The sequence below is a fragment of the Melissococcus plutonius ATCC 35311 genome (assembly GCF_000270185.1).
Lineage (GTDB): Bacteria > Bacillota > Bacilli > Lactobacillales > Enterococcaceae > Melissococcus > Melissococcus plutonius.
In genome coordinates this window covers 1,204,281-1,229,386 of sequence record NC_015516.1, presented here as the reverse complement: position 1 = coordinate 1,229,386, position 25,106 = coordinate 1,204,281, and the positions used below count along the sequence as shown (strand labels likewise).

14 protein-coding genes and 3 pseudogenes are annotated in these 25,106 nt (G+C 31.5%); 13 read left to right on the top strand and 4 right to left on the bottom strand.

The genetic code is table 11. The annotated features are described in order from the left end of the window. Nucleotides 1-101: 101 nt before the first annotated feature. Nucleotides 102-2,700 (bottom strand): annotated as a pseudogene (gene mprF, locus MPTP_RS05195) (bifunctional lysylphosphatidylglycerol flippase/synthetase MprF). Further along, nucleotides 2,697-3,428, bottom strand: coding sequence for an alpha/beta fold hydrolase (locus tag MPTP_RS05190; RefSeq protein WP_013774039.1), 732 nt, complete (start codon nt 3,426-3,428; stop codon nt 2,697-2,699). Before MPTP_RS05190 ends, mprF begins: the two are co-directional and overlap by 4 nt. Nucleotides 3,429-3,601: 173 nt before the next feature. On the opposite strand from MPTP_RS05190, the gene MPTP_RS05185 reads away from it, so the two are divergent. The 7 genes and pseudogenes from MPTP_RS05185 to fur all read left to right on the top strand — a co-directional run bounded on the left by MPTP_RS05185 (nt 3,602) and on the right by fur (nt 14,315). Next, nucleotides 3,602-4,216 (top strand): lysozyme family protein, encoded by a 615-nt coding sequence (locus MPTP_RS05185; RefSeq protein WP_013774038.1) that lies wholly within the window; start codon nt 3,602-3,604, stop codon nt 4,214-4,216. Nucleotides 4,217-4,427: 211 nt separating this feature from the next. Next, nucleotides 4,428-6,755: a cation-translocating P-type ATPase gene (locus MPTP_RS05180; protein ID WP_013774037.1), complete on the top strand. Its 2,328-nt coding sequence runs from the start codon at nt 4,428-4,430 to the stop codon at nt 6,753-6,755. Between the two features lie 399 nt (nt 6,756-7,154). Continuing rightward, complete coding sequence (gene dnaG / locus MPTP_RS05175; protein WP_013774036.1) at nt 7,155-9,041, top strand: DNA primase; 1,887 nt, start codon at nt 7,155-7,157, stop codon at nt 9,039-9,041. 62 nt (nt 9,042-9,103) lie between these two features. Then, nucleotides 9,104-10,213 (top strand): RNA polymerase sigma factor RpoD, encoded by a 1,110-nt coding sequence (gene rpoD, locus MPTP_RS05170; RefSeq protein WP_013774035.1) that lies wholly within the window; start codon nt 9,104-9,106, stop codon nt 10,211-10,213. A 262-nt stretch (nt 10,214-10,475) separates the two neighbouring features. Beyond that, a complete protein-coding gene (locus MPTP_RS05165) occupies nt 10,476-12,428 on the top strand; it encodes a cell division site-positioning protein MapZ family protein (RefSeq protein WP_013774034.1) in 1,953 nt (650 codons plus the stop codon). A gap of 433 nt (nt 12,429-12,861) precedes the next feature. Beyond that, nucleotides 12,862-13,728, top strand: coding sequence for a CvfB family protein (locus MPTP_RS05160; protein WP_013774033.1), 867 nt, complete (start codon nt 12,862-12,864; stop codon nt 13,726-13,728). Between the two features lie 114 nt (nt 13,729-13,842). After that, nucleotides 13,843-14,315 (top strand): annotated as a pseudogene (gene fur / locus MPTP_RS05155) (ferric iron uptake transcriptional regulator). 169 nt (nt 14,316-14,484) lie between these two features. Here fur and gap read toward each other — a convergent pair. Continuing rightward, the gene (gene gap / locus MPTP_RS05150; protein ID WP_013774031.1) at nt 14,485-15,495 is read right to left on the bottom strand and encodes a type I glyceraldehyde-3-phosphate dehydrogenase; all 1,011 of its coding nucleotides are present in this window, start codon (nt 15,493-15,495) and stop codon (nt 14,485-14,487) included. A gap of 723 nt (nt 15,496-16,218) precedes the next feature. Here gap and obgE point away from each other — a divergent pair. From obgE to MPTP_RS05120, 6 genes and pseudogenes are all read left to right on the top strand, one after another. Beyond that, on the top strand, nt 16,219-17,547 hold the full coding sequence (gene obgE / locus MPTP_RS05145; protein WP_041363482.1) for a GTPase ObgE: 1,329 nt from the start codon (nt 16,219-16,221) through the stop codon (nt 17,545-17,547). A gap of 152 nt (nt 17,548-17,699) precedes the next feature. Then, complete coding sequence (locus MPTP_RS05140; RefSeq protein ID WP_013774029.1) at nt 17,700-18,233, top strand: hypothetical protein; 534 nt, start codon at nt 17,700-17,702, stop codon at nt 18,231-18,233. A 448-nt stretch (nt 18,234-18,681) separates the two neighbouring features. Next, on the top strand, nt 18,682-19,614 hold the full coding sequence (gene rnz / locus MPTP_RS05135; protein ID WP_013774028.1) for a ribonuclease Z: 933 nt from the start codon (nt 18,682-18,684) through the stop codon (nt 19,612-19,614). Between the two features lie 8 nt (nt 19,615-19,622). Continuing rightward, nucleotides 19,623-20,432 (top strand): SDR family NAD(P)-dependent oxidoreductase, encoded by an 810-nt coding sequence (locus MPTP_RS05130; protein WP_013774027.1) that lies wholly within the window; start codon nt 19,623-19,625, stop codon nt 20,430-20,432. Between the two features lie 96 nt (nt 20,433-20,528). Further along, nucleotides 20,529-22,815 (top strand): annotated as a pseudogene (gene recJ, locus MPTP_RS05125) (single-stranded-DNA-specific exonuclease RecJ). A gap of 5 nt (nt 22,816-22,820) precedes the next feature. Next, the gene (locus MPTP_RS05120; RefSeq protein WP_013774023.1) at nt 22,821-23,333 is read left to right on the top strand and encodes an adenine phosphoribosyltransferase; all 513 of its coding nucleotides are present in this window, start codon (nt 22,821-22,823) and stop codon (nt 23,331-23,333) included. A gap of 247 nt (nt 23,334-23,580) precedes the next feature. On the opposite strand, the gene MPTP_RS05115 is transcribed toward MPTP_RS05120, so the two are convergent. Next, the gene (locus MPTP_RS05115) at nt 23,581-24,672 is read right to left on the bottom strand and encodes an iron-containing alcohol dehydrogenase family protein (RefSeq protein ID WP_013774022.1); all 1,092 of its coding nucleotides are present in this window, start codon (nt 24,670-24,672) and stop codon (nt 23,581-23,583) included. Between the last annotated feature and the right edge of the window lie 434 nt (nt 24,673-25,106).

Sequence of the window (25,106 nt, the reverse complement as noted above, 5' to 3'; positions counted from 1 at the left end):
TCTTAGAAGCTATTTCTAAAGCATCTAAGAGATTTTTAATTAGATAAGTTTTATTTTCTATTTACGCCGTATGATTTCATTAGATTTATTAAGAATTTTTTCTAGCGATTATAACGATTTTTTAGTATTCGTCTTATTCCATGTAAGGATGGCTGTTTTTGTTTTTCCACAGAGGCATTATCACTAACCAATAAAGCAATCATTACATAGACAATAAAACTGTTCCTTGAATAAATCGTATAACGTGCACTCCAGTCGGTAGCGAATTTTCCTTTATAGTCCCTTAGGCCACGGAAGGAATAGAAATGCGAACCAAATTCATAAACCAGATAAGCAATTCTTTCCTGGATAAAACTTTTTCTTGAAGTTCCTACGTTTGCCAGAGGCGCCATTCCTAAATCAAAATAATGAAATCCCATTTCTTTCATATATTCAAATAAAGAAATAAAGAGAAAATCCATGACACCAGATGGCGCATTTTTTCGATAGCGCATTAAATCAATAGTACCTTCTGCTGAGTTATAGGTTGGCATAATATTTGAAAAGGCAATCAACTCGTCTTGTTTATTTTTTACAACAGCAATAGGACCACGTTGTAAGTAGTCAACAGAGAAGAATCCTAGAGAAAATCCTTTTTCTTTGCGACCATCTAACCATTCATCAGAAATATTTTTTAATGTTTGCATAAATTCAGCTGAAAAAGGCGGTTGAAGAACTTCAAAATGATAATTTTCCTTATTAAATCGATTCATAACCACCCGTTCACTTTTTCTTTTTTTCCCAGAAAGTGTAAAGCTTGGTAGATCGACAAAAGCTTTTTCTCCCATCTTTATAAAATCATAGCCGTACTCATGAAGAAATATGACAATTTCTTCCGAAACTTCATAAAATACTGGTAAATATCCTAAACGATCTGTTTCATCCATAAAAGCAACTAAAGCATTTGAAAAATCTGATTTTTTACCAGATGGATTGCCCATTACAATACATTTATTATTATAAATTCTAAATTGTAAAAGGACGGTAGCTTCATTTTCTGCATTTTTATAAATAAACATATCTTTATCTTTTAAGAAAACCAATTGACTATCACTATTTCCACCATAGGTGGTCAAAATTGATAAGGCAATATCTTCATCAAAAGCAATACCAATTTTTTGCTTATTTCCTTGTAGATATCGAATAAATAAATAAATATAGATAAATACAAACAAAATAGCTAAAAATCCAGAAAACCAGATTTGCTCAGAAGGGATTAAGAAAAAGGAAGCAAATCTGTGATGATGTCTATGCGAGAAACTAGGCAGATTGTAAACACCAATAGCAATATATAACAAAATTAAGACCGAAAAAATGATGCTATCAATGGTAATCATTTCCCAAGAGTAGACAAGTTGTTCACGGAATAGCTCTTTTTTCGAAAAAATGATAATAATAAGTAAAATAGCAAGGAAAAAAATGATTCCTAGATTAAAATCTTCAAAAAATGTATAAACAAGTGTCAGAATAATGAGTGCAATGGTGGGCCAATAAGCTCTTTTTACGCGTGCAGATATTCCTCTTCCAGTAATCAATAGTAAAAAGCCAAGTAAAATAGCAGGGAATTGAATAATAATGTGAAATTGTAATGGATTCAATCGACTCAGCCATTTTAAACGATCAAAAGCTTCTGGGATTGTGGCAGAAAGCACAACCATAATACCTGAAAAGTACATTAAAAAAACAACGATTTTATGAGCAACTTCTGTTGCTAAATCATAAGGGACACCGGAATAGCGTTTGCTGATAGTCACACCTAAGTTTTTAACAAATAAAAACGCACCTATTAAGAATGGAATAATATAATAAAAAAGTCGATATAAAAGGATCCAAGCTACAACGGTTTCTCTAGGAATATCTATGGTTGTCAAACCAATAATCATCATAACATCAAAGCTGCCTAATTCACCTGGTATCATAGAGATAATTCCAATGACCGAGGCTGCAATAAATAAAGGTAAAATTTGGAATACATGAAAGGGAATATTCATAAGCCAACCAATAGCAAAAAAGCTGAAGACAACACCGGACCATTCCAAAAATGAAATAAAAATCAATTCAATTTTGGTTTTTCTAGCAATATTGCCAATGTATTCATTTCTTTTTATCATTGTAGCAATTAATACGACTGGAAAATACAAGCCTCCAACAATTAACCAAGGTAAGAATTGATCAATATAATCCGTTGTATTACCTGCTAGAACTAAAAAGCAGGCTAATAAACTATAAATAGATAGACCAGCCATTAAAAAAATTAGAATTTTTGATAAAGATTTTACAACTTGTTTTCCATCAGTTTCTTTTCCATAGAATTCAGAACGCAAGCCAATACTAATTAATCCACCGAAACCCGCAATATTATTAATTGTATTGATAATCCAACTTGTTTCAATAAGATAGAACCATTTTGGTTTTTGCCTTAATAACCGATTTAAAATAACATCATAACCAATCATTGGAAAAACAGAAATTAAACCAATCAGAAACATAACAAAGATTTTCCAAATGGGAATATCACTAAATATTATTACCAATTGAGGGAATGAAATCGTCTTCCCAAGTGAAAAAAAGTTCAGCAATAACAATAATTAAGACAGAAATAACAAAAAATATTTTAAAATAATTGCTGTGTGCCTTTATCCATTCAATAAATTTTTTCAAAGATGCACCTTCTTTTCTAATAAAAAAGTTAAAATTTCACGATTAAATGTTAATGGTTCTTTTTTTGCAAAAGAATGACCCTGATAAGGAACTAGGACAAACGTGGCATGTGGAATTGTTTCAGCCAGATAAAGGGAATGCGCTCGTTTAATAACATCGTATTTTCCTACAATAATCAGCGTTTTGGCCTGAATCGTTTTTAAATCAGATTCAGAAATACCAATATTTTGTAGAAGTAATTCGATAATTAATACACGCTTTCGGAATTTTTTATTAAATAATGCTATAAAACGGAATAACCAGTATTCAATTAAAGTAGCAAGTTGAGCAAATTTATTCACACCATTTCTCAGTGTATTGCCTGAATTCAATACCAAACGATCTGTTTTTTGTGGAAACAAAACAGCAAACGTCATCGCTAAGTTTGCGCCATCACTGAAACCAACGATATCTATTTTTTTTAAATTCTCTTTTTCAATCAATTCATTTAAATCTTGTGCCATTTGGCGAAAAGACAGATAATTACTATTATTCGTTGATCGACCATGTCCTCTACTGTCAATAACGTATACTTGAAAAAACTGACTAAAAGCAGGTACTTGATAGGTGAAATATTGGCCACTATCATTATTTCCATGCAATAAAAATAGGGGAGTGCCTTGTCCACTCACTTCATAGTATATTTTACTTCCATCTGTTGTTTGCAGTACTTTTTTGGTTGTTTGCATATACCTCCCACCTTATTTTTAAAGTATATAGGTTTTCAAGACATTTTTAAACTGAAAAGTTTATTCTTTACTAAATAATTTTTAAATAATCTTAAAAAAGAACATAAAATTTAGATTTTTAATTTTTTTGAGAGTATTATAAAAAGTATTCTCAGATAGATTTGGATGATTTCATGACAAAAATAAAAAAAACAATCAAAAGAATAATTTTCTTTATCGTTATACTTCTTTTTATATTCGTTGGTTATTTTGCTTTTAATCTCTATAGAAATATTCGACAGGTAACAGCCTTTCAAGCACAAGTAGCTAAAGAAGCAAAAAAAAATGATATACCACAACATGAAAATTTAATTTTAGCTATTATTTATACTGAATCAAAAGGAAAATCAATCGATTTAATGCAAAGTAGTGAGAGTAAGCATTCGGAGCAGACAATTAATAGTTCTGAGGAAAGTATTCACCAAGGCGTTCATTTTTTGGCACAGGCTTTAAAAAAAGCAGAGGCAAATCATTGTGATTTATGGACAGGTGTACAAGCATACAATTTTGGATTAGGCTATATTGATTATGTTAAATTACATGGAAGAAAAAATTCTGTTCCGTTAGCAGAACACTACTCAAAAGAAGTTCTTTCACCTTTGTTAGGAAATAATGAAAACAAAAAATACCAATATTATAAACCACAGGCGGTTATTTATAATGGTGGATTTCTATACAATAATGGTGGAAATATGTTTTATGCTGATATTGTTAAATTAAATCAACTTTTGATTCATTGGTTAAAATGAGCCGTGTAATTAATGAACTTAATATTGATTATTCATTATTGATTTGAAGCTAATTCCCTCTTATTTGTAATTTTTGTAATTAAGTAGGATATCTGGATTATTTATTTTAACTTATTTCGATTCATTTTTAGGATTTTCTTGCAGTTTTTATTGTTAACAAGTAAACTGAAGAGGATATATTTTAAATTAAGGAAAGTAGGGAACCAGGTGCATGGGAAATAAGTTAGACACTAAAAATGGCTTAACCTATCAAGACGTCGAGTTACGAAAACAACAAGGGCTACAAAATAATTATGAAGACAATGTGGCAAAATCGACTAAAGATATTATTTTTGATAATACATTTACGTTATTCAACTTTTTAAATCTCATTATTGCAATTTGTTTATTTATTGTTGGTGCCTATAGTAACTTGTTCTTTTTCGCTATCATTTTAGTAAATATGTTGATTGGCATTTATCAAGAAATTCATGCTCGAAATTTGGTAGCTAAGTTATCAATTATAGCGAAAGAGACGGTTCAAGTCATTCGTGAAGGAAAAAAATGTGAAATTGAAACAACAGAATTAGTTATGGATGATTTAGCTATCCTTTCAGCTGGCGAACAAATTCCAACAGATATGGAAGTTGTTGAAGGAAAAGTTGAAGTTAATGAATCTTTATTGACAGGTGAGTCAGACCTAGTAGAAAAACAAGCAGAAAGTATCCTATTATCTGGTAGTTTCATCGTTAGTGGACAGGTTTATTCTAAAGTTATCCATGTTGGAAAAGAAAACTATGCAGTAAAAATCACATCAGAAGCCAAGGTACATAAACCTATACAGTCTGAATTAATAAATTCAATTCGTAAGGTTTCAAAATTCACCAGTTTTGTCATTATTCCTATGGGACTTATCTTATTTATGGAAGCTTTTCTTCTTAGACATACAAATTTGAAAGTTTCTGTTATTTCTTCTTCGGCAGCTTTATTGGGAATGCTACCAAAAGGACTTGTCCTATTAATCAGCATTGCTTTATCCTCGGCTGTTATTAAACTTGCTAAAAAGCGGATTCTTGTTCAGGAGATGTATTCTGTTGAAACATTAGCACATATAGATATGTTATGTTTAGATAAAACAGGTACAATTACCGAGGGAAAAATGAAAGTTCATGAAGTAACCATTTTGCATGAACCACTAAAAGAAGAATTCGCAAACATCGTTGGCAGTTACTTATCAGAAAGCACGGACGATAATATCACTATGCAAGCGATTCGTGACTATTTTGAATGTTCTAATGTTTATCAAGCACAGAATAGTTTAGCTTTTTCTTCCGATCGTAAATGGGGAGCTATACAATTTGAAGAATTAGGCACCGTTTATCTCGGTGCACCTGAACGTTTAATTAGTGAAGAACAGTTGCCAAAAGAGGTAGTAGATGCCCAAATGGCAGGACATCGTGTATTGATGTTTGCTATTACAGAAATGGACAAAGAACTTGATGAACAGTTAGTACCTGATCTAACACCCTTAGCCATTTTTACAATGGATGATCCTATCCGTCAAAACGCAAATGAAACATTGGCCTATTTGGAAAAAGAGGGTGTTCATTTACGAGTCATCTCAGGCGATAATCCTCTTACAGTCGCCAAAATTGCTGAACGTGCAGGCATGAAAAATACAAATTTATATGTTGATTTATCAACAAAAAAAACAGATAGTGAAGTTCGTCAAGCAGTTCATGACTATAATATCTTCTGTCGAGTAACACCTCAACAAAAAAAGATTATTGTTCAGGAATTAAAGGTAGCTGGCCATGTTGTTGCAATGACTGGTGATGGTGTCAATGATGTTCTAGCTTTACGTGAAGCAGATTGTAGTATTGCTATGGCAGAAGGAGACAGTGCTACACGTCAAATTTCTAATCTGGTTTTATTGGATTCTGATTTCACTACCTTGCCAGATGTATTATTTGAAGGACGGCGTGTCGTTAATAATGTAACAAAGGTAGCAGGTGTATTTTTCATTAAAACGATTTATTCGTTTATCTTATCCATTATTTGTGCATTGACAACCATTGCTTTTCCTTTTATTCCAATTCAGATTACATTAATTGATCTAGTTATTGAGGGATACCCAGCATTTTTCCTATCATTTGAAGAAAATAAAAAACAGGTAAGAGGGAAATTTTTACCAACAGCTTTACGAAAAGCAACTTTAAGTGCTATTTTGGTTGTTTTGAATATTATTGTTGTTTATTTACTTGGTCAGCAGAATGGAAATTATAGTGCTATTGAAACAACAACATTAATGTATTATTTATTAATTGGAATTAGTTGTATTGCTGTTATTAAAACATGTTTACCTTTTAATCCATTACGACTATTCTTGTCTATTACGACAGTAGGTGGTATTTATTTGGCTGCAATGTTGTTTCATTCTATCTTAGAAATTGGTTTTTTGACTCATCATACAATGCCAGTATTTTTTGTAATGATGATAATAAATATCTGTATTTATTTACTTGCTAACATTTATCATGGTAAAAAAGTAAAAAGTTGATTTTTTTATTTGTTGTAGACCATATTTAATTGAATTTGAATTGAATCTTTAAAAAAGATTGTAAAATTACTTTTTTGCTATAATTGATATGTTTTTTAATATAAATGGATTTTATGAATGTGATATTATTTTTTCATAAGATCCATTTATATTATCTGATCTACCTAAATAGGTTGAAGTCTTTTTATAATTAAATCCTTTGTAAAATATCTCTATATTTTTTTAAAGCAAGAAAAAAAGTAAATAAGTTAAAGCATTGTAAATAAATTGCTTGAATTATTGCCAATTTTTGCTATAATTAAAGATGTGAAATTATGTTTAACAATTACCGCGCTGAAGTCTAAAATCAGTGCGTTTTTTACCGATTTATGGCATAATTTGTTTTAGGAGGTGATGGTTATGAAACAACAAATTCCTCAAGAGGTAATTGAAGAAATACGTCACCAAACAAATATTATAGATATAGTCAGTCAGTACGTACAATTAAAAAAATCTGGCAAAAATTATATGGGTTTGTGTCCATTTCATGAAGAACGTTCCCCTTCTTTTTCTGTTGCTGAAGATAAGCAAATTTTTCATTGCTTCGGTTGTGGAAAGGGTGGAACTATTTTTAATTTTATTCAAGAAATAGAAGGAATTTCTTTTCCACAGGCTGTAAAAAAAGTAGTTGAAATGGAAAATTTGTCTGTTTCTATTGACTTGAACCCTATTCAAGCAACTGAAACACCTCAAATGCGACAAAAGCGGCAATTAATTGAAGTACATAAAAAGGCAGTAGAATTATACCACCATGTATTGGTTAATACGAAGGCCGGAGAAGAAGCCCTCAAGTATTTGATTGAAAGAGGATTAACCAGAGAAATCATCGATACATTTATGATTGGCTTTGCTCCTATGGAAAGAGATTTTTTGCAACGCGTATTTCAAAACGATCAATTTGATGTCAGTATTTTAGATGCTTCTGGTCTATTTGTTAAAAGGGATACTGGTGAAAGTTTTGATCGTTTTTATCAAAGAATTGTCTTTCCCATTTATGATGTACAAAACAATCCGATTGCATTTTCTGGTCGTCTTTTGAAAACAAAGCAATTCATAGGTGAAAATTTACCAAAATATTTAAATAGTCCCGAAACTTTATTATTCAATAAACGTGAAACCTTGTTTAATTTTAATCAAGCAAGGAAGTATATTCGTAAAGAAAATACTGTGTTTTTGTTTGAAGGGTTTATGGACGTTATTGCTGCATGGCAATCAGGTATTTATAATGGAATTGCTTCAATGGGAACAAGTTTAACCAATCAACAAATAAGATATTTGGAAAAGGTCTCTGAGAAACTTGTTTTATGTTATGATGGTGATCAGGCTGGAATTGAAGCAACAAATCGGGCGATTCAGCTATTAAATCAACAAAGTCGCTTGATGTTAAGTGTTTTGAATCTGCCTGAAAAACTTGACCCAGATGATTATGTTAGAAAGTATGGTGTTGATTCATTTAAAACACTAGCCACACATGAACAACAGACAGTTTTCAGTTTTAAGATGTTTTATCATCGACAATCAAGGAATATGAAGAATGAAAAAGAACAGATAGATTATGTACAGACATTATTGGGTGAACTGTTGCTTGTTCTCTCGCCATTAGAACGAGATCACTATATGCAACAATTAGCCAAACAATTTAACTTATCACTTCATAGCTTGGAAGAACAATTTCATCAATTAAAACAAAAACAGCGTGTTGAACAAAGAGCAACAAAAAAACAATTAGCAATTAAGGAACCAACAGTAAAAAGAAAGCAGACTTATTCGCTGTTCCAATCCATGCAACAGCAGAACAAACTGCCGTTATCTCAAGAAGAAAAAGCAGAACAGACATTGATTTATCGATTAATGAATGAACCGTTGGTTAGGGATCAAATAAATAATGAGAATAATTTTTCTTTTATCCATGATAATTATCAAGAACTATATTTATTGTTGAACGTTTATTTAATGGAACATAACAGTTTTCATTTAGCAGATTTTGTTAATTATTTGCAAAATGATGAAATCAAAAAGTTAGTGATCGAAATTGATCAGCAGATTATTTCGGAGAAAAGTTCAGAAAGAGAAATAAATGATCTTTTGTATGTCATCCGCTCAGCTAAATTGAAAGAGAAAATCACAGAGAAAAAACAACAGCAAAAAAATGCCGAAAAATTGGGCGATAAACTTTTGGCTGAAGAATTAACAATAGAGATTATTCATTTAGTACAACAATTAGATAAAAAACGATCAATTATCTAATTAAAGTGTTCACTCTTGTATTGCTAATAACTATTTGAACAAATTGAAGGGAGTCTTTTTCTGTGGAAAAAAAATCTGAAATGGAAAAATATAAACAGGCAGTATCAGCATTTATTAAGGAAAATAAGCAAAAAGGTGTAGTAGTGTATGATGATTTAGCAAATAAACTGGCAACACCTTTTACATTAAGTGCAGGTGAAATGGAAAAACTAATTCAACAAATTGAAGATAATGGTATCAGCATTGTAGATGAAACTGGTGAACCTAGTGAACATAGTTTAAAAAAAGATGAAAAAGAAGCAAAAAAAGCAGAATTAGAAGACCTATCAGCACCAACAGGAATTAAAATAAATGATCCAGTCAGAATGTATTTAAAAGAAATTGGTCGTGTCCAATTGCTTACAGCAGAAGAAGAAGTAGAATTAGCTCTTAAAATTGAAGAAGGGGACCAGGAAGCAAAACAACGTCTGGCAGAGGCCAATTTACGTTTAGTGGTTTCTATTGCAAAACGTTATGTTGGACGTGGTATGCAATTTTTAGATCTTATTCAAGAAGGAAACATGGGATTAATGAAGGCAGTTGAAAAATTCGATTATCGAAAAGGATTTAAATTCTCTACTTATGCCACTTGGTGGATTCGACAAGCGATCACACGGGCAATTGCTGATCAGGCCCGAACAATTCGGATTCCTGTTCATATGGTTGAAACGATCAACAAATTGATTCGAATTCAACGGCAGTTACTTCAAGATTTGGGTAGAGAACCTACGCCAGAAGAAATTGGTGCTGAAATGGATTTACCAACTGAAAAAGTAAGAGAAATTTTAAAAATTGCTCAAGAACCTGTCTCGCTTGAAACACCAATTGGTGAAGAAGATGATTCCCATTTAGGAGACTTTATTGAAGACCAAGAAGCAACTAGTCCAGCGGAACATGCAGCCTATGAACTACTTAAAGAGCAACTAGAAGACGTATTAGATACCTTAACAGACAGAGAAGAAAATGTTCTGCGTCTTCGTTTTGGTTTAGATGATGGACGCACACGAACATTAGAAGAAGTTGGCAAGGTATTCGGTGTTACTAGAGAACGCATCCGCCAAATTGAAGCAAAGGCATTGCGTAAATTAAGACACCCTTCACGTTCAAAACAGTTAAAAGACTTTTTAGAATAAAGTAGATAAAAATCAAGGATCCAAAATTTTATTGTAAGAAGAATTAAAGAGATTGTAGGTTGGCAAGTCTTACTATATCACTTAATGTAGTAAGATTTGCCAACCATTTTTATTTACCTATTTATAAGTTAGCATTGAGCTAGAAGTTAAATCATTCAAAAAATTTATAAAATACAGAAAAAATTGACTAAGGCTTATTGGAAGTAATCATAAGTTATGTTAGATTAGAGATATTGAAATGAAAAGAATGTGAGGCTGGATAATGACGAAAAAATGTTCAAATTGTAGCGCTGAGCAAGATAGCCAGGTAACAGTTTGTCAAAATTGCGGCTATTTATTCAATGAGAAATCAATAGAAACTGATTTTAAAAAAGAACAGCAAACAGATCATTCAAATAACAGAAAAATTGATGAAACAATTGATTGGTCTGAATTAAAAAATGTTAGTCTTGGTCATGTAATGGAAATGTTTAATGAACAACAAGAAAAAGAAAAAAATGATTTAAATTACCAACAACCTGATGAACAGAATGGACAGCAAACAGACGATACACCTACAGATGATGCAACGAATCCGTCTAATTTGACAATCCATTCTGAAACTTCAAACCAGGTAGTACACAAACCAGAGAAAGAACCAGAAATTACTACCGATTCATTCTCAGAGGACCAGGTGATATTAGAAAACTATATTAAAGAACACAAAGAACAAACTTTATCATTGAAAGAACAAGAGAACAAAATCCTAAATAATGAAATTGTTGATATAGCTGACTCAGATCAAACTGAGGTAGAACTAGAGCAAAATCACTCAAACAATATAGCGAATGTTTCTGAAGTAAAACAAGGAATGGACAAAGAATTGTCAGAAGGACAAGTACCTGCTATTCCAATGAAAGAAAAAAAAGATGAACAGTTAGCTAATATTGAAAAAACAGTGGTTGATCACCAACAAGAATACACGACTAAAAAAGAAAATTTATCAAACGCTCAACCAAGTAATAATAATCACCAACAAAAAAAGCAAGCTAGTAATGCTCAACCAAGCAAAAGAGCAAACAATCGTTCAATGGATCAAAAAAGAAGAACAAAAAGAGCAGGCGTAACAATTTCATTAACTGCAGTGGTAGTATTAGCGGTAGGTGGAATTGTCTTGTACCATGCTAATCAACCTTCTTCACAGGAAGAAAACGCTCAGCATCATAAAACAGAAAAGGTACAAACGTCTCTTATCAAACAGACAAATCAGTTAATTGATGCCTACTATACAGATACTACACATCAATTTTTAAAACCAGATCAAGTGGCAGTAAATACACATAAAATTCAACAAAATATTGAAAAACTAAAAAGCAATCATTCTTCTTATAAAAATTTAAATAGACGTTTGCAAGAATTAAAAGACAAACAATCTATTGTTACTCAAGTAAATCAATGGTTCACTCAACCAATTATTAAGGGTAATCAGTTAGCGGTAGCTACAATGGCTGCAGATAAACCAATGACCATAAAAAAATTAGATCAAAAAGATGCTTTTTCTCAATTAGCAAACCAAGCGATCGATCAAGCGAATGAACAGTATTCACAATTACAAAAAGCAAAAGAGCTAACAAAGCTGCTATTTGACAACCAACAAGTGCTTAAAACGGTTACAAACGAATCTTATAAGAATGCACAGGCAGAAGTAAATAAAATAAAAAACGAAAAGCTACGTGAACCATTAAATCAGCAATTAGCTAAGGTCAATCAAATGTTAATAGAAAAAGAAGCTGCTAAAAAAGCAGAGACTTCTAATACACAAGAAAAATCAGCAGTTGAGAAAAATTCAATCAATAACAACACAATGCATCATACTCAAACAAATAAACAAGGTTATTCTTCACCAAATAATAAAGGTATTTATACAGAACCTCTTTACCCAACAAATCAGGCGGACATTGCTGATACAAATAATCCTGCTTGGACATGGAATCCAGGGGTAAAGGAAAAAGTCATTGCTACCTGTATAAAAAGAGGTTATATTGTTGAAGGAGGTTATACGCTAGAACCTGTTAAAATTGTTAATGGAGAAGGCTATTATAATTTATATGCAACCAATAATCATTCACGTTTACTAAGAGGAACAACAGAAAAAAAATTACCTACCTATTTAGTAACGATTAATGCCAAAACTGGGTGGTTTAAAGGAAATGGATCAAGAAACGCTAACAGATAAGTTTTAATAGATAATAAGTATTGCTAGGTTGTAAGGATAAAAAAATGAATAAATATAGATAGAAAATTAGTTTTTAGGTCTCTAGTTTTAAAAATGAATGTACCGAAAAATAAAAATTTTACATATCTTTCAGATTGTTAACTATATAAATGAGTTATTCTGAATAGTTCAAATAGCTATTTCGTTTATGTATATTAAAAAATTAATGTTTAGCAGACATTTTTAATTGAAAAACCTATAAATTGGATACCTGTAAGATAAGGACTGAGAACAACTTTTCTCAGTCCGTTTTTGAATCAACGTGATCATCTTAATTTACTTAACAGTGTTGTTTAACCAACCAAGGAAGAAAACATGATAAATGTTTTAATCAATTGGTGTATACATGAAAATATATTGAGAACTAATTATTTAATTAAAAAGGAGAGATAAGATGAAAGACTTATTAGCAACAATATTTACTGGATTGGTAATTGATGAAAATTCTTCTGCTTATTTTGTACAAAAAAATGGTATTACTTTTAAGTTATTAAAAACAGAAGGAGATTTTTCAATTGGTGAACCTGTTGAGGGATTTGCCTATTTAAATCAAAAACAGGAACCAACTATGACTACCCAGATTCCTTCAATTCGTAAGGATAATTATGGGTTTGGCACCGTTACAGGATCAAGAAGGGATCTAGGAGTCTTTGTTGATATTGGACTAACAGATAAAGATGTTGTTGTTTCTCTAGATGACTTACCTTTACTTCATTCACTTTGGCCTAAACAGGGTGATCGTTTAATGATTGCTTTGCGTGTTGATCTTAAGGAACGGGTTTGGGGAACACTAGCAGATGAAACATTTTTCAAATCTTTAGCCAAAACTGGCAATTCCCTTATGCAAAATGAAAATTTGAAGGGAACAGTTTATCGTTTAAAATTGGCTGGTACCTATATAATTACAGATGATTTTTATATTGGTTTTATTCATCCTTCTGAAAGATATAATGAACCACGATTAGGAGAAGTGGTATCCGGTAGGGTTATTGGTGTTCGACCAGATGGAATATTAAATATATCGTTAAAACCAAGAAATTACGAAATTATTGATGATGATGCGGCTATGATTTTAACATTTCTCGAACGTTCTCCCGATAAACGAATTGCTTTTACTGATAAATCAACGCCAGAGGAAATTCAAAAAACTTTTGGTATTAGTAAGGGGCAATTTAAACGGGCATTAGGCAACTTGATGAAACAAAGAAAGATTCAACAAAAAGATGGTTATACTATTTTAACAACAAAAGATGAAAATTAACTCTTCTAATTGAGAATACCTTGCATTACTTCAAGAATTACTTTATAATAATTTTAATCTATTAATGGGAATATTGAATTTTATTTATAATTATTATAATTAAGGAGTGTTGGTATGGAAATAACAGCTGCCCTAAAAAGAACAAAGCAACAGTTACATCAATCAGGGTTTAAGTTAACTCCTCAAAGAGAAGCGACTGTCCAAGTCCTACTAGAAAATGAAAAAGATCATCTATCAGCAGAAGAAATTTATTTTTTGGTAAAAAGAAAAAATGCTGATATTGGGTTAGCTACTGTTTACCGTACATTAGAAATTCTGGTTGAGCTGAAAGTTGTAGATAAAATAAGCTTTAATGATGGCGTAAGTCGATATGATTTTAGAAAATCTGGTGAGAAACACTTTCATCACCATCTATTATGCATAGAATGTGGGAATATTGAAGAAGTGCCTGAAGATCTTTTAGGTAAGGTTGAACAGGTGATAGAAAAAAATACTTGTTTACAGTTAAAGATCATCGATTGACATTTCATGGCATTTGTCGAAATTGTCAAAAAGCAATGAACAAAAATGAAAAAACAGATACTTAAATTTTATTAAAAAGGGAACTTATTATAACTTAGGTAAATGATAACAATTAAATTGTTACAAGTTAAAAAAATAAATTCTATCCTTTTTAAATTAATAAACTTATTTATACGACTATAAAAATAAGAGAGGGAACCTATATATTCTCCTCTCTTATTTCTATTTTAATTATTATAAACTAGCAAATTTTTCTAATAAACGGATCATCTGGCAAGTAAAACCATATTCATTATCATACCAAGCAACAGTTTTAACTAATTGTAGGTCGCCAGCACTAGTAATTTCAGTTTGTGTGGGATCAAAAATGGAACCATACATAGTATTGATGACATCATTCGAAACAATTTCACGATCATCAAAACCAAAGGATGGGTTATTTTGAGCATTTTTCTTCATTGCTTCATTTATTTCATCAGCAGTTACATTTTTATCCAATATAGAAACTAATTCGGTCAATGAACCATCTACCACAGGAACACGTTGAGCATGTCCTTGTAATCGGCCATTCAATTCAGGAATAACAAGGCCAATTGCTTTAGCTGCACCTGTTGAGTGAGGGATGATGTTATCGGCTGCTGAACGGGCTGCACGAAGATTGCCTCCTCTAACTGGTCCATCTAATAACATTTGAGTAGAAGTATAGGCATGAATAGTTGTCATGGTTCCTACCTTGATACCAAAATCTTTATTTAAAAAATAGGCTAATGGTGCCAAGCAATTTGTTGTACATGAACCGGCAGAAATAATTCGATCGTCTGATGTTAATGTATCATGGTTTACATTGTAAACAATCGTTTTCATTTTCCCAGCTGGGGCAGAAATAACGACACGTTTAACACCAGCATTCAAATGAGCTTGAGCCTTTTCTTCAGAAGTGTAAAAACCTGTACATTCTAATACAATATCTACGCCTTCATTTTTTACCCAAGGTATTTTACTAGCATCTGATTCTGCATAAATTCTAATTTCTTTTCCATTCATCATAATAGCATTTTCTGCTGCTGTAATTGTTTTATCATAAGTCCCATGTGTTGAATCAAATTGTAATAATTGAGCAAGCATAGTAGGGCTTGTCAGATCGTTGATTGCCACTACTTCAATATCTTCTGATACATCTTGAATGCGTCTAAATGCTAGACGACCAATACGACCAAGACCATTAATTCCTACCTTAATTGTCATTCTTCTAAATTCCTCCTTTAAATAATTACATCAAATGATTTTTAGAGATAAAATAAATATGTTCTATGGTTAGCATGATAGATTTTTCAATTTTTGTCAAAAATATCGCTTTAGAAAGAGAGAAGAATTCCTATTATACAAGGAATTTAAATAGCTATATTGATTATTAAGAATTGCAAGTTAAACAATATAATTACCTAACAATAGAATCTTTATGATCAAAAATTATAATAGTAACGAGTTAAAATGTTTACTATAATTTTATTATGTAAACATAAACGAGATGATCAGTAATGGCCAGATCATATAACCATTACGTAATTCTTTATCAATAGGCACATTCCTTTAGTAGTTTTCTAAAATGTTCTTGGTTTTTTAAGGGTAAATGTATAGAATAAATAAAATTTTTAAATAAAAAATGAATAATTTAGTTTGCTTAGTTTATATTGTTTGTTATTTATTCATCAGAGTAGTTTAATAGATTTTTTGGTTGTATTTTTGTAGAATGAGAAAATTGATTAAAGATTTGAAAAAAATGTTTTTTAAATTAAAAATGATTCATTGATTGCTGTGAAATTATTCTTAATTTAGTCTGATAAAAGATTATCAATTTTCTGATGCTAGACAAATAAACAGGGAAAGCTTACAATGATAGAAGCCTAAAAGATTATATTAATGTTTAAAACAAAGTAAAATGAAAGAATTATAGAATGGAGGACAACAATGTCCATGTTTTTAGATCAAACAATCATTGAAGTTAAAGCCGGAAAAGGTGGAGATGGTATGGTTGCTTTTAGAAGAGAAAAATATGTTCCAGATGGCGGACCAGCAGGTGGAGATGGCGGTCGCGGTGGGGATGTTGTCTTAATTGTTGATGAAGGATTACGAACATTAATGGATTTTCGTTATAATCGATATTTTAAAGCAAAACCTGGAGAAAATGGTATGAACAAAGGAATGCACGGACGTGGTGCTGAAAATATCTTTGTTAAGGTTCCACCAGGTACAACAATTCGTGATGCTGAAACGCATGAACTTCTTGGTGACTTAACTCAATCTGGCCAAAAATTAGTAATCGCTAATGGTGGACGTGGTGGTCGAGGAAATATTCGATTTGCATCTCCTCGCAATCCCGCTCCAGAACTAGCTGAAAATGGTGAACCTGGTGAAGAAAGAAAAATTGAATTAGAATTAAAAATCTTAGCAGATGTAGGATTGGTTGGATTTCCTTCTGTTGGAAAGTCAACATTATTATCTGTGATTTCTTCTGCACGGCCTAAAATTGGTGCGTACCATTTCACAACAATATCACCAAATTTAGGCATGGTTACTACCAGTGACGGACGTAGTTTTGCTGCTGCTGATTTACCTGGTTTAATTGAAGGAGCTTCTCAGGGTGTTGGCTTGGGGATGCAATTTTTACGGCATATTGAGCGTACACGAGTGATTTTGCATGTGATTGACATGAGTGGTGGATTAGAAGAACGTGATCCTTACCAAGACTATTTAGCAATTAATAAAGAATTAGCCGCTTATGATCTAAATCTATTACAACGTCCCCAAATTATTGTAGCAAATAAAATGGACATGCCTAATGCTGAAAACAACTTAGCAAATTTCAAACAATTGTTGCATAACTCAGAAAATGAGCAAAACATAAAGGTAGCACAAATTTTCCCAATTTCAAGTATTACAAAACAGGGCATTGAATCTTTACTATGTGCGACTGCTGATTTATTGGAACTTACACCAGACTTTCCACTTTATGAAGAAGAATTGGAACAAGAAATTAATGCTATTCATCAATATGCTTTTCAACCAGATGAGGAAGCAGAGTATACCATTACCCGAGCTTCAGATGCTAGTTGGGTATTAACTGGTAAGAAGTTAGAACGCTTGTTTAAAATGACGAATTTTGAACATAATGAAAGTACCATGCGTTTTGCTCGTCAATTAAGAGGCATGGGAATTGATGAAGCTTTACGGGCACGTGGTGCTAAAGATGGCGATATTGTTCGAATCTTTGATTATGAATTTGAATTTGTTGAATAAGTGCTCGATTAATATTGGTTGATAACATTCATTATTCTAGTAAGTGTTTAAGAATTTTTTTAATTAATTATAGATAAGAGTCGCCATTATTTTTTATTTATTTTATTTGTTGTTAGAATAGAATAAATCAAATAAAAAAGGTTGAGATTACTATGTCTAAACGAATGATTATTATGCATTTTGATGTAAACAATCAGGCATATCAGGCAGTCTCTGAGATAAAAAAATGGCAGACGGAACAGAAAATTGTAGGCGATCAGTTAGCAATTGTGACACACGCTCAAGATGGTATTCATCGATTTATCATAAATAAATTTGTTGATTTTTATTTTAATGATCAAAATCAATCAATAAATGACAGTTTGATTCATGTATTCATCGACATTTTAGATGGACCTTCAGGTATTTTATTTGGATGGTTTTCAGGCAGTTTACTTGGGACAAACCTAAAAATGAAAAAAGACTCAGTTTTTAAACAAATGACAGAACAACTCAAAAAGGGAGAAACTGGGATAATTTTAATTGCTGTTGAAAATGATAATCGACTATTAAATTATCTGGTGGTTGATCAGCTTGATGGTAAAATTATTAGACTTAATCTTGATAAGGTCGAACAGGAAATTAATCAAGCAAAACAGCTAGGAAAAAATTCCTTTAGGCAAAATCTTTTCAAATCAAAAGAATAAGAAAATAAAAGTAGATAGGATCATCTTTCTTTAGTAGAATTAATGACAATAAAAGAGGATAAAGGGCAATGAAGTTTCGGTGAAATAGGATATTCATTGCCCTTTATTTGATTTTAATTTAGAAAATTTAAAATTTGTGAATGAAGTAATAAGAATAACGAAATCAAAAATGTATTGTGCTTTTTATCTAATTAAGCCAATAAATATAAAAATAGTTAATAAAATATAATAGATAAAAAAAGATAGTTACTTTGAGAAATAAAGTAGCTTAATTGAAGAAATAAAAATTATTTTTGGCTAAATAAAATGCTTATAATTAGTTATGAAATTCATTTCATTTGTATACAAATCAATTAACAATTCAAAGAACAAATTCATTTTATATTTGCTAAAATAGTCAATTTCTTCTAAAATTAGGTGGAAAAGTTTATAGAAAGTAAGGTAAATTATGGAGATACAATTTTTAGGGACAGGTTCTGGTGTACCGGCAAAACATCGAAATGTTACAGGAATTGCACTAAAACTTTTAGATGAAAGAAACGAAATTTGGCTTTTTGATTGTGGTGAAGGCACCCAGATGCAAATTCTACGAAGTAATATTCGTCCTAGAAAAATAACGAAAATTTTTATTACACATTTGCACGGAGATCATCTTTTTGGACTTCCTGGATTGCTTAGCAGTCGATCTTTTCAAGGTGGAAATGAAAAATTAGTCATTTATGGACCTAGAGGTGTGAAAGAATTTGTTCAAACTGCTTTGAGAATTTCTAAGACACGACTAGCTTATGAATTATCTTTTCATGAAATTGATGAAGAAGGCATTGTTTTTTCAGATGAACAATTTACGGTTAGCTGCCGATTATTAGAGCATGGTATTACAAGCTATGGTTATCGGATTGTTGAAAGGGATCATGAAGGTGAACTACAAGTTGATAAGCTAAAAGAACTAGGTATTCCTTCAGGACCATTATATGGAAAAATTAAAAAAGGTGAAACTGTTACTTTAAAAGATGGACAGGTTATTAATGGCAAGGAGTTTGTTGGTCAACGAAAAAAAGGTCGAGTTGTTACCATTTTAGGGGATACAAGAAAAACACTGAACAGTATTAAATTAGCCGAAAATGCCGATGTGCTTATCCATGAAAGTACGTTTAATAAAGATGAAGCAAAAATGGCCAGAGCTTATTATCATTCAACAAGTGAACAAGCAGCTGAGGTAGCAAAAAAAGCAAATGCCAAGCAATTAATTTTGACGCATATTAGTGCTCGTTATTTGACTAAGGACACATTACAATTGCAAAATGAAGCACGTGCGATTTTTAAAAATGCAAAAATTGTAAAGGATCTAGATGTTATTGATATCCCATTGAATGAAAGGTAGGTGTTGAGATGTTTAGTCATTATGATTTAACAAATAAGATAGTTGTAGTTACTGGTGGTTCAGGTGGGTTGGGGGAACAAATTTGTTATGAAGCAGCAAAAAAGGGAGCTATCGTTGTTGTTTGTGCTAGAAGAGTAGATCAAATTGAAAAAATAAAAACAATGTGTAATCAGTTCAGTGGTCGATCTGCTTATGCGTTTCAACTAGATATTACAGATCCGAAGAGTATAGATTATGTGATTGAAAACATCCAAAAAGAGATAGGCTTTGTGGATATATTGGTGAACAGTGCGGGATTTGGGGTATTTAAGAATTTTATAGATATTGATCAAGAGACAATAAAACAGATGTTTGAAGTAAATGTTTTAGGCATGATGGTTTTTACACAAAAAATCGCTATTGGAATGGCTGAAAAAAGACAGGGCGCTATCATTAATATTGCTTCAATGGCAGGAAAAATTGCAACAGCTAAATCAACGATTTATTCTGCCACCAAATTTGCGATTATTGGTTTTTCTAATGCACTTAGAATGGAATTAAAACCCTTAGGAATTCATGTAATGACAGTTAATCCAGGACCAATTAGGACACATTTTTTTGATAAAGCTGATCCTTCAGGTGAATATTTAGATGCTCTTGGTCATTTTGTATTAGATCCTAATGAATTAGCTAAATTTATTGTAAAAAGTATGGGAACGAAAAAACGTGAAATTAATCGGCCAAGAATAATGGAAGGAGCTGCCCGTCTATATACATGGTACCCTCATTTTGGCGATTGGATAGTAGAAAATCTTTTTGATAAAAAGTATGCAAAATAAACGATATAACTTTGTAATATAGTATGAATCTGGTATTTGAATGACCTTTAGTTTTCATTTCGCTTTTGATATAATTGCTGAGTCAGGAGGGACAAAGTGAGAAAAGCTAAGTATAAATGGAAACTGAAAGAGCAAGAAGTGCTGCCACAGTCGTTTATCCAACTATTAAATCAACAAAAGATTGATCCTTTTATTGGACAATTGCTGTGGCAACGAAATTTACGCAACGAAACAGCATTAAAAAAATTTTTATCTCCTACGTTAGAAGATATCTATGACCCATTGTTAATGAATGATATGAAAAAAGCAATTCAACGTATCCAGACAGCAGCGGAAAATGGTGAACGTATTTTAATTTATGGTGATTATGATACCGATGGAATCACAAGTACTGTATTAATGAAAGAGACCATTGAGTCAATCGGTGGAGACGTCGACTTTTTTTTACCGAATCGATTTATTCATGGTTATGGTCCCAATAAAGAAATTTTTAAGGAAAAAATTGAACAAGGGATTCAGTTGATTATAACTATTGATAATGGGGTAGCTGGTCATGAAGCTATTCAATTAGCTCAAGAAAAAGGAGTAGATGTTATTATCACTGATCATCATGAATTACCTGTTTCTTTGCCACAAGCATATGCTATTGTTCATCCTAGGCATCCGGATGGAAAATATCCTTTTGATGATTTAGCAGGTGTTGGTGTAGCATTTAAGGTAGCTAGTGCACTTTTAGAGGAGCCGCCTGTTGAATTTCTTGATTTAGTTGCATTAGGAACAATTGCAGACCTGGTTTCATTAACAGATGAAAATAGAGTGCTTGTTAAGATTGGATTAGTCATTTTACAGAAAAGTGAGCGAATTGGATTAAAATGTTTAATTGAAAAAAGTGGTCTTAAACAAGAGACAATAAGCGAAGAAGATATTGGTTTTTCATTAGCACCAAGGCTTAACGCCATTGGGCGCCTAGGAGAAGCTGGACCTGGCGTTCAATTATTAGCTACCTTTGATGATCAAGAAGCTGAACAATTAGCAACAATGATTGATGAAAAAATAATCAACGCAAAAAATTAGTTTCTACAGTTACGGAAGAAGCATTACAACAAATAAATCCCAATGATCCCATTCATATTATTGCTAAAGAAGAGTGGCCTGAAGGAATTTTAGGGATTGTTGCTGGTAAAATTGTACAAGAAACTGGAAAACCTACCATTGTTCTTACCATTGACGCAGCTAAAAAGCTAGCCAAGGGATCAGCTCGAAGCATTCCTGCGATTAATTTATATGAAGTACTTAATGAAAAAAGAGCATGGTTAACTTCTTTTGTGGACATGCAATGGCAGCTGGACTTACCTTGTCTGTAGAAAATATAATTCTTCTCAAAGGATATTTATTCTATTGTATGAAACAACAAACGATCAATTTAGATGAAAAACAAGAAATATTGATTGACATGCCTATTCCTGTAGCAGAGGTATCGTTAGCATTGATCAAGCGATTACAACTATTGGCACCTTTTGGCACAAAAAACGCTGCCCCACTTTTTCTTTTCCAAGATTCAATGATACAAAATGTTCAACAAATTGGTGTAAATAATAATTATTTAAAATTTCAATTAAAAGATAAACAGTTAGTATTAGATGCAATTGCCTTTCAAATGGGAAAAGATAAAGATGAATTTTCAAATACACAAGTAACGATTGTAGGTAAGTTAGGTATTAATGAATGGCGTGGAAATTGTAAACCACAAGTATTGGTAACAGATTTTATGGTTAAAAATGCACAATTGTTTGATTTACGTTGAAAAAAGGGGTTCCAGTATCAATGGCCCGTTGATCATACTGCCTATATTTGTTTTAAAAAAGAAAGTCAGCAATTTATTCAAGATATAGAGACTAACATATTTGTTTATCCAGAATTGCCAATCAAATCAAAAGTTGAGCAACTGATTTTCATTGATTGTCCTGACAGATTAGAAGATATAAAAAGGATCGTTCAACAATTAAATGTAAAAAGAGTTTATTTGATATGTAATTCTGAAGAAGAAGCCTACTTAAATGGTATGGGAACTAGAGATCAATTCGGTAAACTGTATAAATTTATTCAACAACATAAGCAAGTTGATTTAACTCAGTTACCTGAAATTAGTAAATATTTAAAGATTAAAGAAAAATTGTTAACTTTTATGATTCAGGTGTTTTTCGAATTAGAATTTGTTACAATAAAAGATGATCATTTAAAAGTAATAGAAAATCCTAAAAAACAATCATTAACAGAAAGTACAAGTTATCAAGAACGTCTTAAAAAAATTAAAACAGAAGAATTTTTGTTGTATAGTAGTTTAAATACGTTGCAACAATGGTTATGGAATGAGGAGGAGTAGTAAAAGTGGATTTAAAAGATTATATTACTAATATTCCTAATTATCCTGAAAAGGGAATTATTTTTCGAGACATTTCACCCCTAATGGCAAATGGAAATGCTTATCGAGAAGCAACAAACCAAATTGTCACCTATTCAAAAGAAAAAAGAATAGACATGGTTGTGGGACCAGAAGCACGAGGATTTATTGTTGGATGCCCTGTGGCTTATGAATTAGGCGTTGGATTTGCACCTGTTCGTAAAAAAGGGAAGCTTCCACGCCAAACAATAGAAGTTTCGTATGACAAAGAATATGGCCAAGATAATTTAACCATTCACAAAGATGCCATCCAACCGGGACAACGTGTTCTAGTATGCGATGATTTATTAGCAACTGGTGGAACCATCAAGGCTACAATAGAATTAATAGAAAAGTTAGGTGGTATAGTTGTTGGTTGTGCTTTCTTAATTGAACTAACTGACTTACAGGGTAGAAAAAAAATCAGCGATTATGACATTATCGCCTTAATGAATTACTAGTTTATTATTAGGTAGAATATAATTTTCTATAGAACTGCATTTATTGATTTATTCATCATTCATTATCATTCGTCCAATTTTTTGTACGATAGAAATTTCTATTTTTATAAAAATGAATTGCATTTAAACAATGGAGAACAAATAAATTATCAATAATACTGATAATTTATTTGTTCTCCATTGTTTATTTCATTGAATGATTTTCATAAATAATAGCTAAGTTTAATAAGAAATCTTTATTCTTTTTTTATTGAGCAATACTTAATGAATCGATTAATTCTTCAACTTTTTGCATCGCCTCAACTACTTGTTGCTCTGTAAGATCAGGCAACATTAATTTGAATCCATCACTTGGTGAAGCAGCTTGTTTTGCAGTTTTTTGCATTGCATCTTCCAAATTATTAGAAATATTTAAGGCTGCTAAATTTGTAGGCAATCCAATTTGTCGATAGAATGGCAATAATTTTATTATTTCATCGAAATTACCAACGGTAGCTAATTGTACAAGAATGCCATAAGCTACTTTTGAACCATGAAGAACATCATGCGTTTTAAAAACGTAAGAAAGACCGTTGTGAACAGCATGGGCACCTGCAGAACGTCCATAAACACCAGCAAATCCACCAACAACGCCGGCAACTCCGATAATTGTGTCTGTAATTTTACAAAATGCATCTGTTACTTCTTGTTTTTCAAGTGATTCAAGAGAAGTTTGTGAATAATCAAATAATGTTTGATAGATTTCTTTTGCGCTAGCAATTCCTAAACGAATAAATGCTGTCTTCAATTGTTTATCCATTCTACTCGTAATTCCTTCAATTTCATACCATTTGGCTAAGGTATCACCAATACCAGCGATAAAATAATCTTTAGGTGTTTGTAGCAATAATTTAAAATCAACAATGGTTAAATAAGGTGCCTTTTTACAATAAGTAATTGTTTTAAAGGAACGATCTGGGTAATAGACAACAGCGATAGGTGTATAGGGTGCACAATTTGAAACAATCGTTGGCACTAATACATAATCTTTTGATAGCATATCGGCAACTCCCTTGGTTGTATCTAAAACACGGCCACCACCGACACCTATAATTATATCATGATCTTTAACTTTTTCTGCTAAGCGAGCCATATCTTCTTCACTACTTGTTCCATCATAGCGAAAAACCGGCCATTCTAATTCTGATGAGAAAGAATTAGAAAAAACTTCAAAAGATTTTTCTCCGGTGATAATTGCAGGAGAATGAAAATCTTTTAGATATTCTGGTAGTTCTTGAATAATTTCTTCTCCACTAATATATTGGTTGCTTCCTGGTCTTACTGCATCGATTAAATTCATAAATATCCCCTCCATTTATTTTTAAGCAAACCTATTATTGCGCGTATTCATCCATCTGTCAAGCAAATAATAATAATTTGAAAAATAAAAAAAATTAAATAAATAATTTATTTAAATTGGTATATCAATTTTATTTTTGGTAAGAAGTTCGATTAAATCCAATTTATCTAACGATATAATTAAAAAAATGAATAAATATAAATTGTTTAATCATATTTATATTTATTAAAAATATAAATATAAATTAAAATTTAATTTTATATTGAAAATATAAAATTATTGGCAAGAAATTAACATAAGCACACTATATAGTTTTGTTTCAATTTACAGTTAGCCGGTAAATGCACCTTTTTAATTAATAGAGACAAGCCTGAAGGGAATAGAAAATCGATAGCATATGAATATGAGCCACTAAAAAGTTGATAATTTGTATT